General features: G+C 38.6%; 8 protein-coding genes. 7 read left to right on the top strand and 1 reads right to left on the bottom strand.

Annotated features, from left to right (window positions below; genetic code table 11):
* Positions 1–280 precede the first annotated feature (280 nt).
* The 5 genes from I6F47_RS14790 to I6F47_RS14770 all read left to right on the top strand — a co-directional run bounded on the left by I6F47_RS14790 (position 281) and on the right by I6F47_RS14770 (position 12,201).
* Complete coding sequence (locus tag I6F47_RS14790; RefSeq protein ID WP_197184115.1) at positions 281–4,369, top strand: hypothetical protein; 4,089 nt, start codon at positions 281–283, stop codon at positions 4,367–4,369.
* A gap of 64 nt (positions 4,370–4,433) precedes the next feature.
* Positions 4,434–7,136 (top strand): TonB-dependent receptor domain-containing protein, encoded by a 2,703-nt coding sequence (locus I6F47_RS14785; protein ID WP_197111897.1) that lies wholly within the window; start codon positions 4,434–4,436, stop codon positions 7,134–7,136.
* Between the two features lie 220 nt (positions 7,137–7,356).
* Complete coding sequence (gene asd, locus I6F47_RS14780) at positions 7,357–8,496, top strand: aspartate-semialdehyde dehydrogenase (protein ID WP_197184114.1); 1,140 nt, start codon at positions 7,357–7,359, stop codon at positions 8,494–8,496.
* 339 nt (positions 8,497–8,835) lie between these two features.
* Positions 8,836–10,725, top strand: a complete 1,890-nt coding sequence (locus I6F47_RS14775) for a putative bifunctional diguanylate cyclase/phosphodiesterase (RefSeq protein WP_231609232.1) — start codon at positions 8,836–8,838, stop codon at positions 10,723–10,725.
* Positions 10,726–11,076: 351 nt separating this feature from the next.
* Positions 11,077–12,201 carry a DUF748 domain-containing protein gene (locus I6F47_RS14770; protein WP_197100443.1) on the top strand — a complete coding sequence of 375 codons (1,125 nt, stop codon included), beginning with the start codon at positions 11,077–11,079 and terminating at the stop codon, positions 12,199–12,201.
* A gap of 87 nt (positions 12,202–12,288) precedes the next feature.
* Here the strand turns inward: I6F47_RS14770 and I6F47_RS14765 are convergent, their stop codons facing one another.
* Positions 12,289–13,098: an ion transporter gene (locus tag I6F47_RS14765; protein ID WP_007583228.1), complete on the bottom strand. Its 810-nt coding sequence runs from the start codon at positions 13,096–13,098 to the stop codon at positions 12,289–12,291.
* 100 nt (positions 13,099–13,198) lie between these two features.
* Here I6F47_RS14765 and I6F47_RS14760 point away from each other — a divergent pair, with 100 nt between their 5' ends.
* Both I6F47_RS14760 and I6F47_RS14755 read left to right on the top strand, forming a co-directional pair.
* A complete protein-coding gene (locus I6F47_RS14760) occupies positions 13,199–13,411 on the top strand; it encodes a hypothetical protein (protein WP_121954678.1) in 213 nt (70 codons plus the stop codon).
* Positions 13,412–13,426: 15 nt separating this feature from the next.
* Positions 13,427–13,708, top strand: coding sequence for a hypothetical protein (locus I6F47_RS14755; protein ID WP_007583225.1), 282 nt, complete (start codon positions 13,427–13,429; stop codon positions 13,706–13,708).
* The last annotated feature ends 45 nt before the right edge of the window (positions 13,709–13,753 follow it).

Genomic DNA, 13,753 nt, shown 5'->3' with positions numbered 1-13,753 from the left:
TAGTAATAACGTTTAAATATAATTTCATAATCGCAAATTCAAACCACACTATTTTTAGTGTGGTTTTTTTATGTTTTTAATAAATTAACTACTTGAATTTTATGTAAATAACTTTGTCATCTTATGTTTATTAAAGTGTAACTGTAATGTCATATAGCTACCGTAAGGTAGGCGCTGCTGATAACTCAAGTGACCTTAAAGCATTACTTAATGTTTTAAGGTGACTTGAGTTTATTTAAAGCACTTAACAAAATAATTAAATACTTTAACGGAGTGAACAATGAAATTATCTGACTTATTTAAAGTTAGTTTGATTGCAACTGCAATATCATTAGCGGGTTGTGGTGGTGACTTAGTTGTATCTGAAGGCGACACAACAATAAATGAAGGCGACACAGTTACTAATGTTGTTGAAGGTGGCAGTGATACAGTAGATGAAACATCATCGCGTGATGATTCTCAAAATGGAACTACGGGTTTTCCTGCTGATATCGACAATGCACTTGTTCAAGGCTTAGCAACGGATGTCTCAAGTGAATTTCCAGCAATAACAGATAAACCAGTGTATCGCTTAAGTGCTGATACAACATTGATTGCTGATGTTTCATTAACTAATGATGCACATTGGATTGTGAGTGGTCGTACTGCTGTGGGTAATGACCGCGCAGATAGTACAACGCTTTATGTTCAGCAAGGTACAACGATTATTGGTGAGTCAGGTGATGACTTTTTAGTTGTGCGTCGAGGTTCACAAATTGAATCAGTAGGCACTGCAAGCCAGCCTATTACGATGACATCAATTCAAGATGTTACGGGTAGCGAGACAGCAATTGGCCAATGGGGTGGTTTGGTATTACTTGGTAATGCACCTGCAAATTCATGTGGAGACCAACAAGGTGAAGCAACAGCAGACGAACTTGCTAACTGTGGTGTGTCAGCTGAAGGTGATGCAGGTCAATTCGGTGGAAATATTAGTGATGATAATTCAGGTACTCTAAAATATGTACTTGTTAAGCAAGCAGGTAAAACGCTTGGTAATGGTGATGAGTTAAATGGTATTACATTTGCCGGTGTTGGCTCTGCAACTACGGTTGATTATATCCAGGTTCATGAAAACCTGGATGACGGTATCGAGTTTTTTGGTGGTACGGTTAATGTAAGTAATGTAGTGCTGACTAACATTGGTGATGATTCACTAGATTGGTCTTTTGGTTGGACGGGTTCGGCTACTAATGTTTACATTCAACAAGCTGCTAACGTAGGCGATAACGCTATTGAAGCGGATAACTCTGAGTTTGATTCAAGCGCCACGCCATTAACACTGCCTACTATATCTAACGTAACAATCGTCGGTGCAGAAGGTAATAATGGTATTCGTCTACGCGCTGGTACTGCGGGCGCTCTTAAAAATGTATTTGTAACGGGTCCTGCTACTTACGAAAACTGTTTACGTGTAGGGTCTGATTCAGTTCCTCGCGCTGAAGATGGCACACTAACGATTGTAAACTCTATTGTGGCGTGTCAAACAACGGCAAATAATTTTGGTAGTGAAGTAATTAACGGTGGCGATGTACAATCTTGGTTTGAAGGACAAGATGGTAACCAAGTACTTACGCCGGCAGAGCTTATGCTTGCTGATGACGGTTACACGCCACTTGCTGGTTCACCGCTTATCGCAAATGGTCAAATTGGTGCTTTTGATGGATCAACTAACTGGATGGAAGGTTGGACTGTCGGTATTAATGGCGGCTTCCCTACTGATATTGATAACGCGCTCGCACAAGGCTTAGCATTAGATGTTTCTAGTGAATTTCCAGCAATTACAGATAAACCAGTATACCGTTTAACTGAAGATACAACGTTCACAGCAGATGTAACGCTTACTAACGATGCACATTGGATTTTAAATGGTCGTACTGCAGTTGGTAATGACCGTGCAGATGCAACTATATTATATGTTCAAGCGGGTACAACGCTAATTGGTGAAACAGGTGATGACTTTTTAGTTGTACGTCGTGGTTCACAAATTAATGCCAATGGTAATGCAACTGCGCCAATCACTATGACATCTATTCAAGATGTAACAGGTGCTGAAACAACGATTGGTCAATGGGGCGGCTTAGTATTATTAGGTAATGCACCTGCTAACTCGTGTGGCGATCAAACCGGTGAAACGACAGCTGAAGAATTAGCTAACTGTGGTGTATCAGCTGAAGGTGACGCTGGTCAGTTTGGTGGTGATATTAGCGATGATAACTCAGGTGTTCTTCGTTATATTGTTGTTAAACATGCAGGTAAAACGCTGGGTAATGGCGATGAACTTAACGGTATCTCATTTGCAGGTGTTGGCTCACAAACGAAAGTTGAATACATTCAAATTCACCAAAACCTAGATGATGGTGTTGAGTTTTTTGGTGGCACAGTTAATGTTCGTAACATTGTACTAACTGATATTGGCGACGATGCATTCGATTGGTCATTTGGTTGGTCGGGTCGTGCACAAAATATCTATATTCAACAAAGTTCAGTTGTGGGTGATAACGCAATAGAAGCTGATAACTCAGAATTCGATTCAAATGCGACACCATTGACTAAACCGCTTATTTCTAACGTAACAATTGTTGGTGCTGATGGTACTAACGGTGTTCGTTTACGTGCAGGTACAGCGGGCGTTCTACGAAATGTTGTTATAACGGGCCCTGAAGGTTACTCAAACTGTTTACGTGTAGGCTCAGACTCTGCTGCTAATGCAGAATCGGGTGAGTTGTCTATCGAAAACTCAGCTGTTGCATGTAGTGAAGATAATAACTTTGGTTCACAAGCAATTGGTAGTGGCAATGTGCAGTCTTGGTTTGAAGGTCAAACGGGTAACTTAACGCTTACGGCTTCAGCACTTAATTTAGCGACAGACGGCTTTACACCAAAATCGGGTTCACCTTTATTAGGTGCTGGTGGGGATTCATCTGAGCTTGACTCGTTCTTTACCAAAACAGATTACATCGGCGCATTCGATGGCGATAATAATTGGATGGATGGTTGGACAGTTGCTATTACACCAAGCTTTCCTGACGATATAGCTAATGCATTAGCACAAGGACTTGCAACAGATGTTTCTGCTAGCTTCCCTACAATTACAGACAAACCTGTATATCAATTAACCTCTGATGTTGTATTTACATCTGATGTAACACTGACTAACGATGCGCATTGGATTTTAAAAGGACGTACAGCCGTTGGTAATGACCGGGCTGACAACACAACACTTTATGTTCAGTTTGGTACAACGTTAATTGGTGAGTCGGGTGATGACTTCTTAGTTGTTCGCCGTGGTTCTAAAATTGAAGCGGTAGGCAGTGTAAATCAACCAATTACTATGACGTCAATCCAGGATATGACGGGCGGCGAAACTACGATTGGTCAATGGGGCGGTTTAGTATTATTGGGTAATGCACCTGCTAACTCATGTGGCGACCAACAAGGTGAAGCTACCGCAGATGAACTTGCAAACTGTGGTGTGTCTGCTGAAGGTGACGCAGGCCAGTTCGGTGGTAATGACCCTGAAGATAATTCAGGTACGCTAAAGTATGTTGCAGTTAAGCAAGCGGGTAAAACGCTGGGTAATGGCGATGAACTTAACGGTATTACACTTGCGGGTGTTGGTCGTCAGACTGAACTAGATTACATTCACGTTCATGAAAATCTAGACGATGGTGTTGAATTTTTTGGTGGTACTGCAAATATTAGTCACCTTGTTTTAACAAGCATAGGCGATGATTCACTTGATTGGTCATTCGGTTGGACGGGTAAAGCGCAATATGTACTGATTAAACAATCAGACTCTGAGGGCGACAATGCAATTGAAGCTGATAACTCTGAGTTTGATTCAAGTGCAACGCCACTAACAATGCCAACTATCTCTAATGTAACAATTATTGGTAATGTGGGTGTAAATGGTATCCGCTTACGTGCAGGTACTGCGGGTATGCTTAAAAACGTAGTGGTGACAGGCGGGGCAGACTATTCAAACTGTTTACGAGTAGGCTCTGATTCAGCGCCGCGAGCAGAGGACGGTACATTAACTGTTACTCACTCAATCGTTGCGTGTGAAACCGCTAACAACTTTGGTACGCAAGCAATTGGTACAGGTAATGTTGAATCTTGGTTCTTAGGACAAACAGGCAATTCAGTTCAAGTAGCCGCTGACCTTGGGCTAGCAGATAATGGCTATATGCCAACTGCTGAGTCGTTATTACTCGGTAATGGCTTTGATTCATCAAGCTTAGATAGTTACTTTGATTCTGTAGATTACATTGGTGCGATGGATGCACAAACAGACTGGACAGCAGGTTGGGTAAAAGTAGGCCTTTAACCCAAACCACATTATAGCCGAGCGAAAGCTCGGCTAATGTCTTGTTTTGTTTCGGAGTATAAAAATGAAATCTTTTAAACCCTCTACACTTGCTTTATCAAAGTTAAACTACGCTGTAATGGCTGCGTTACTTGGTTTATCAGTAAATACAGCCACGGCTGCTGAGCAGCAAGTAGAAGAGCAAGAAATAGAAGAAGTTGTTGCTGTAGGGCAACGATTAAAGGGCAGTGCGGGTGCTGTACTGCAAGAACGTCAAAACCAAGCGTTTGTTGCTGATATTATGGGTGCAGACCAAATATCACGTACTGGTGATGGCGATGCCGCCTCTGCACTTCGTCGTGTTACTGGTTTAACGTTAGTCGATGGCAAATTTATTTATGTGCGTGGTTTAGGTGAACGCTATTCTAGTACTCAGCTAAATAGCATGTATGTACCAAGTCCTGATCCTACTCGCTCAGTGGTTCCTTTGGATTTATTTCCATCTGAAATTATTGAAAGCTTGAGTGTACAAAAGTCATTTTCACCGGATATGCCAGCGCATTTTGGTGGAGGTAATGTAAATATTCGCACTAAATCAATTCCTTCTGACTTTTTATTAAAAGTACAAGTGGGTACATCGTACAATACTTCTAATAGCGATACCGGTTACTTTTACAGTGGCGGTGATGATGACTGGATGGGTCGAGATGATGGTTCGCGAGCATTATCGGATGTGTTTACTACTGCGCTTACCAGTGATGCTGGTCTTGAGGGCAATATAAACACTACGTTAGCTGAGCGTAAAAACCTGATTCAATCGCTTGATTGGGATGTAGGTATTTCAGAAAAGGATGTTGACCCTGCCATGAACTTCTCTATTGCCTTAGGTGATAGATTTGAAAGTGAGGTCGGTACTTTTGGTGTGCTTGCAGCCGTATCTTACGATAACGAGTGGGAAGTAGTTCAAGAGCAAAGCGGCTCAAGCCTTGGTAGCTTAGGCTGTGAAGACAAATGTTTTGCCCAGTATTACGATGGTACATCGACTGAGCAAAATGTACGTTGGAGCGGCACATTAAATTTAGGATATGAGTTAAATTCAAACCATAAGTTTGAGCTTACTAATATTGCACTTCATGACATGAGTGACCGCGTACGTAACCGCGATTACTTTGATGCAAATGAAACCGAAGAAGGTGTCACCGAATTACGCCGAGTAGATATTACGTACGAAGAGCGCGAAATGTTTTCGACTCAGCTTAAGGGGACGCACAACTTTGCAGAGCTAAATAATTTATTTTTTGATTGGTATGGCGGTTTAAGTCGAGCAAACCGTAATGCACCAGGTGGTTTAGATGTTGTTTATCAGCAAAACTTAGTTGATGGCGTGCTTGAATCTGAACAACTGCAAGATGTAGCTGCAACAAATATCACCCGTGAGTATCAAGTATTACACGACGATGTTGAAACATTTGGTTGGAATATGGGTATGCCTTTTTATGGTGACGGCTATGAGCTTGAGTTAAAAATAGGCGGCGATTTTTCAGAGAAAAAACGTGATGCAAGTAATGTGAAGTTTGGCATTACGCACCGTGGTATAAGCGATGAGTACTCGTTCGGTTCTAACGTAAGCGATATTTTTGCTGATGAAAACACGGCGAATGACGCTTTTTATGCAAGTGTAACTGGCTCAGGTATTTTTGATGACGGCACCACTGATGGTGATAAGTACAGTGCAGCGCATAAATTAGATGCTTATTATTTTATGGCGGATTACTTCTATCAAAACACTTGGCGTTTTACTGGTGGCGTTCGATGGGAAGATTTTTCGCAAGTATCAGTCGGTTATGAAGCGCATACTAATTTCTTTGAAAATACGCTACAAGAAATCCAAGATGTAGCTATTAATGAAGATAACTTTTTTCCTTCTTTAGCTATTACGTACATCATGGATGAAGAAATGCAATTTCGCTTAAATTTAAGTGAAACAACCATTCGCCCTGATCTACGTGATGTAAGCTCTTCTTTCTTTGTTGACCCGTTAACTGAGTTTTTGGTGAGAGGATCTCCTAGTTTACAAAGTTCTAATTTAAAAAATGTTGATTTTAGGTTTGAATGGTATATGCCATCAGGTAATAATCTTTCTGTTGCATTGTTTTATAAAGACATTGAAAACCCAATTGAAATGGTTGAGCTTGCGGGCGTAGGGGGAGCATCTCCACAGTTATTAACAGCAAATGCTCAGTCGGGTAAATTGTCGGGTATTGAAGTTGATTTTTTAACTGACTTTGGCTTTATAAATAAAGATTGGTCTTCAGCATTTTTGTCAGGCAACGTTACGCTATCTGACTCAAGTGTTAATTTGGGAATTAATGATTCAGACGGTGTTGACTCACTGTTTGAAACACAGCTTAAAGAAGCCCTTGAGGCCGATACAGTATCGAATATTGTAACTAACAATGAGCGTCGTTTAGTTGGTCATTCTGAGTGGGTTGCAAACTTACAAATGGGCTATGACTCGGATGATGGATTTCATTCTACTTCATTAATTTATAATGTGTTTGGTCCTCGTATAATTGTACCTGGTACACGTGGTAATGAAGATGCAGAAGAAAAGTCGTTCCACTCAGTTGATTTAGTTTATTCTTACTTCCCTAACTTTAACTCTAAAGTTAATTTTAAGGTTAAGAATATGCTTGGCCAAGAAAAAGAAATTGAACAAGAAGGTCTTACCCTTTGGGGACAAGACACCGGCACTGAGTTTAGTTTAAGTTATAGCTATGAGTTTTAAGCTTTATTTAAAATAAAACTCAAGGAATGAAATAATAAACTTCACTATCTATTAGCTCTGTATTTTAATACAGAGCTTTTTTGTGTTTATGCTCAGTATGAAAAATATTTAAGTTCTGTTTTATTCGCTAGTTTTAGCCGTCTACGAGTGTTAGTTTAGCGTTAATGAAAATTAAATCTCACGCAATGAATTTAATTTTTAATGTATTAAGGCATCTTTTATGAATCAAACAGTGGAACAAACAATGAAAAAAGTAGGATTAGTCGGTTGGCGTGGCATGGTTGGCTCTGTGTTATTAGAACGTATGCAGCAGCAAAGTGATTTTGCACTGATCGACACCACCTTTTTCACCACCTCACAAACGGGTCAACTAGGCCCAGATATAGCAGGCGACGCAAAACCATTACTAGATGCAAGTGACATTAGCGAACTTGCTAAAATGGATATTATTGTTACTTGCCAAGGCGGCAATTACACCAATGCGGTATATCCAAAACTTCGAGAGTCGGGTTGGGATGGTTACTGGATTGATGCAGCTTCAGCTCTGCGTATGAGTGAGGACAGCATAATAGTGCTAGATCCTGTAAACAAAGACGTTATTGAACAAGGTTTAGCGCAAGGCGTAAAAACCTTTGTAGGCGGTAACTGTACTGTATCACTAATGCTACTTGCTTTAGGCGGCTTGTTTGAGCAAGACCTAATTGAATGGGTTAGCCCAATGACTTACCAAGCGGCGTCGGGCGCTGGTGCACGAAATATGAAAGAGCTTATTGCACAAATGGGCGCTATTCATGCAAGTGTTGCCGACAAAATTGATAACCCAAGCTCTGCTATTTTAGAAATTGATAAAATAGTAAGTGAAACAATGGCGTCAAAAGACTTACCACAAGACCAATTTGGTGTGCCATTAGCGGGCAGTTTAATCCCGTGGATTGACGTACCTATGCCAAGCGGTCAGTCTAAAGAAGAATGGAAAGCGCAAGTTGAAGCGAACAAAATTTTAGGTTCTTCAAAGCAACCAGTGCCTATTGACGGTTTATGTGTACGTATTGGCGCTATGCGTTGTCATTCACAAGCGATGACCATTAAATTACGTGAAGATATTAGCGTAGAAAAAATTGAAGAAATTTTAGCGTCTCATAACGAGTGGGTTAAGGTTATTCCTAACGAGCGTGAAATTAGCGCAACAGACTTAACACCCGTTAAAGTAACAGGCACTTTAACAATTCCTGTTGGCCGTATTCGTAAATTAGCGATGGGGCCAAAATACATCAGCGCATTTACAGTAGGCGATCAGCTTTTGTGGGGAGCGGCAGAGCCACTTCGTCGTATGCTACGCATAATTGTTGATGGTGAGTAATACCAATTCGCAATAATACTTAATCAATTTGAGGGGTTAAATCTGACGCTAACTACGTTAAATATTTCTGATATAGAACAACTAAATAACGAAATCTTTGCCTTGTTATCGACACGATTTTTCTTCCCTCAAAATAGATCACTTAATTAAGCGAATTGGTATAATATATAATCAGTATTAACAAAAGGGGTTGGCAATTTGCCAGCCCTTTTTAGTTTAATGGCTTATAAAACCGCTTAAGAGGCTTAAACAATACTTTTTTATGAATGTTCACTGTTGTTTATTATTGAACTTAAGTAAACTGTTTACATTGTGCAACAGCCTATTCAAGTAACATTAATGACCTCTCATATAAATAACTTTGCCAATAAGCGATTAGCATTTGTTAGCTCCTATTTTAGTTCTGCAATTGCTATAAACACGGTTGTTTCTTGTTTTCTTATTTTTAGCAGTATTAACCACAGCGCTTCGCAAGAAAAACTTTACTGGCTTTTTACGTTATCATTTATTTCATTACTTCGAATAGCCAGCCATGTATTTGTTAACAACACCCATGCTTTTAAATATCATCTGTATTTTATAGGTTTATTATTAACAGCCGTAACTTGGGCTGCTTTCCCCATTTTGTTTTATGAAAATATGCCAATGCAGGAGAAGTTTGTATCACTCGTTGTTTTTAGCTCCCTTGCTGGTGGCGGTGTAAATGTTTTAGCTTCTGATATTCGTTCCTCCTTGTCGTATATAACCTGTTTACTGGTTCCTTTTAGTATTTTATTACTTTTACAGCCTATTGAAGATGAGAATGTACTAGGTATTTTAGGGCTCGTTTTATGGTTTATTTTGTGTTTTGTTACCGCTGTACGTTCTGCTAAAGATGTAAAGTCATCAATTAATAATGAACTTAAGTTAGATCAATTTATTGAAAACTTAGAAAACGAAGTGCAACTTCGTACCGAACAAATAATCCTTTTAGAGCAAAAAGATAATTTAACTAAATTGTTTAACAGGGGGAGCTTTGTTTCTAATGTTGAACTTGATTTAGCCAATCAAAATGATGATATTAAAGCCGTTTTATTTTTAGATATGGATGACTTTAAAATCATCAACGATAAATACGGTCACGATTTTGGTGACTTTGTTCTGGCCCAAACAGGTAAACGATTAGTTGAAACACAAACTCAGGGCGATTTTATTGCTTGTCGTTGGGGAGGGGATGAGTTTATTTTTTATTCTCGTAGTAACACCGAAGACGAACTTTTTGACTGTGTTTTTAGATTAGTTAAAACTTTAACGAAAACAGTAAGCATGGATAGCTATCAAGTAAACCCTTCTTTTAAGGTTGGGCTGTATTTTACGCGTGAAAATTTTAACCTTGAAGACGCGATTAAATACGCTGATGTTGCTATGTATGAAGGTAAGAAAAGCCGTAATGAAATATCAGTATTTGACGAGCGAATGCATGAATCGCTTAAAAGAGAAGAAGTACTTCGTAGCTCAATTAAAGAGTGCGTAGAAAAAGGTGACTTTCATCTGTGTTATCAACCTATTGTTGATATAAGTACAAATGAAATAACCACGTTTGAAGTACTACTTCGTTGGCAGTTTAATGATGAATTTATCCCCCCTTCAGAATTTATAGATATTGCAGAGCGATATGGAAAAATTAATATATTAGGTGAATTTGTACTAGAACAAGCCATCGCGAGTTTAAGTAAGTTAAACGCTGTGAATAGTAAGATTGGATTGTCGATTAATGTGTCGGTGCTGCAACTAGAAAACCATAACTTTTTAGATTTTATAGTTGCGCTTTTAAGTAGGTACGCAGTCAAACCATACAATGTGCATTTAGAGATAACAGAAACAGTCATGATCAAAAATTTACCGTATTTGTCAAAAGTGATTACGGCCATAAAAAATACCGGTGTGCGTATCTCTATTGATGACTTTGGTACTGGGTTTTCTTCTATATCGGTTTTAAAAGAGCTATCAGTTGATTACATTAAAATAGACAAATCTTATATTGATAACATTTGTGAATGCTCAAAAGATAAAAGTATTGTATCTGCGGTAACTAACATGTCGCATATGATTGGATGCCAAGTAATAGCTGAGGGCGTAGAAAGTCCAGCTCAGTTAACGTTATTACAAAGCTTACAAATTGATAAGTATCAAGGTTTTATATTCAGTAAACCAGTTAGATTTGATCAAGCATTTTCACTTATAAGTTAAAGGGATACACTCGCTTTATATTCAATTAAGCATTGCTGTATAAATTACATTTTGCAGCAATGTCTTATTTTAAATACTGGATTTACATCATTTTTTCAGAAAAACTTAAAATCTATATTGCATTTTACTACCTTAGAATATTTCCCTACTCGTACTTTTGAATCTTCATATTCATCGTTCACTCTTAAAGTGGTATAACCTTTGCTCTTAATACGTAGATTAGCCTGTTTAGCTACAATGAGGCTACCAACGATGTATTTTAAATGCGATCTACGTAGTGTTATTACAATTTTGCGTAATTCTTACATGTTTAAAATGCTCATTTGAAAGTATTAAGTAAAGGAAATTACAATGAGCTCGGTTTCTAATTTATTTCATAGCAAATGGTTTAACTCATTAGCGGTTACTTTATTAGTCCTTATTATTGCCAGAATAGCCGCGCCTTATGTCGTTCAGTATTACGTAAATTATCAGTTAAAGCATACGCAAGGTGTTACGGGACATATTGGTGATGTAGATTTGTTTTTATATCGCGGTGCCTACGCAATTGACGACGTTGAAATTTACGCTGTTGATGCAACTTCAGCCCCTAAGCCTTTACTGAGTATTCAAACTCTCGATTTTTCACTTGCGTGGTCAGCCCTTTTAAAGGGCAATTTAGTAACAAACATGGCCTTTACGCGTCCTGAAATAGTTATTTACGATAAAGACCCCAATGCTTCTGAGCAAAATAAACAAGTAAAAGACGAAACTACCTGGGTAGGGCTCGCCAATAATTTAGTACTGTTCTCTATTGATACCTTAACAATTGAGCAAGGCAAATTAACTTTAGTTAACTCAACTAATAGTGGTGAAAAACCCACTTTTATATCAAATATTAACGCTCGAATTGAAAATATAACCAACGCGCAAAACCTATCAAAAACACTAGTGACTACTCTAAGCGTAGAAGGTGCATTAATGGGGGAGGCCGGATTAAAGCTTGATGGCAAATTAGATCCCTTTAGCAAACAAGCCAATTTTGATTTTAACGCAGAGGTACAGCGTTTCTCTGTTAAAAACCTCGATACTGTATTTAAGGTATACACGCCTTTTGATATTGAAGCGGGTGGCATTGATGGCGCTATGGAACTTGTAGCTAAAGACAATAACTTAAATGGTTATGTAAAAGCGGGCGTTCAAAACTTGAGTGTGTTCTCGTGGCGCGAAGATATAGAAAAAGATGACGACGGCATATTTACGGCCATATTTGAAGGCAGTGTTGATTTACTGGGCTCTATACTCGAAAACGATGAGTCAAAACTTGTTGCTGCACGTATTCCTATAGAGGGACAACTAGATAATACGGATGTTTCGACTTTTCAAGCTGTGATTTCGGTATTAGAAAACGCATTTTTTGATGCGTTTAAAATGAAAGTAGATAACGTTATTTCTTTTGAAGATACGGATGAAAAACCTGATAACGAGGAAAATTAAAGCTCTTTGGTAATTCTATTTCAATTAGATCTTTAAATTGCACCCACTTTTTAAACTTTAAGTGGGTGCTTTAGTACTCTTATCAGATTAGTTTTTGCGGTTACTCAATAGCTCTTTAAGCTCAGCAATTTGGGATTGTAGTTCGTTTACTTGCCCTTGCGTTGCAGGTAATGAGCTGTCGTCTGCGAGCTCTTCTCGCGCTTTGCGGTGCTCCTCACTCATAACTTCTAAAATGGCACCTACCATCATATTTAAAAATACAAATGCGGTTAAAAATATAAACGTAAGGTAATAAATCCAGCTTAATTCGTACACCGCCATTGTTTCGTACATTATGTCGGTCCAATCTTCAAACGTCGCCACCCTAAACAAGGTAAGCATTGAGATTGATACGTCTTGCCAAAGTACGGGGTTTATTTCCGCAAACATCATGCTGCCCATTGCAGCGTATATATAAAAAATAACAAACATTAATAGGGCTATATAACCCATTTGCGGAATGGCTTTAAGCAATGAGTTAACCAATAAGCGCAGCTCTGGGATCATCGATACCAATCGCAGTACTCTAAATATGCGCAGTAAACGAGCAATTAACATAGTAGAACCAGCAGCAGGATATAAACTGCCCAATACTATGATGGTGTCGAATATATTCCATCCTTTAGAAAAAAAGTGTTTTATGCCTTTACTTGCAATAAAGCGGATTACTAGCTCAATTAAAAAGAATGCGGTAATGCCAACGTCCATCCAATTTAGAGCAAGCTCTACGGTAGGATGTAGTGAGTAAGTGTGCGCACCGACTGTCAGGGCAGAAACAATAATTACAGCTATAACAAATGATTGAAATATCTTGCTTTTGTCTATACGCTGAAACAACTTTTGTAACTGCGACATCATAGAAATAGATCCTTTGGAGATTAAGATTTTATGGCGCTAATATACAATAATATTGTAATAATTTAACGCTTTTTCGATATAGAAAGTGTAAGGAAATTTAATGTTTATCAATAAACTAAAAAGTAGCGCATTACTTATTGTTGGATTATGTGTTTTAGCTGGTTGTAGCTCTGACGCGCGTTTTCATGAAGTTCAATCGGCGCGCCTTGATGAGTGTAACTATAAAGCCGACAAAGAATATTACGAATGCCTAGATAAACAAGACTCTAACTACGAAGAGTTTAAAAAACAGCAACAAGCCCAGACTAAATAAGTAACCTTTATATTTATGACTAAAACTCAAAAGCAGCGCGATAAGCACATTCGACTAGCACTTACTAATGCATGCGAGGCAATAAAAGAAAGCGTAATTGGTTTTGATTATCTAACGCATACCATTGATTTAAATAACGAGGCCAATACGTTAAAAGTACAGTGCTATTTTAATGATGATATAGCCCTTGAAAGTGCAAAACCGCAACTTAACGAATTAACAAATATAATACTCAAAGAGCTTACGAGTATTAAGTTGAACGCAAAACCAGCACATATTTCATTTTCCGCCAATTAACAGAGCTTTTGTTGGTTTGATAGCACATGGACGTTATAATTAGAT

This window comes from Pseudoalteromonas sp. NZS37, assembly GCF_015864265.1.
GTDB classification, from domain to species: Bacteria; Pseudomonadota; Gammaproteobacteria; order Enterobacterales; family Alteromonadaceae; genus Pseudoalteromonas; species Pseudoalteromonas arctica.
This window is presented reverse-complemented; position numbering and strand designations above follow the sequence as displayed.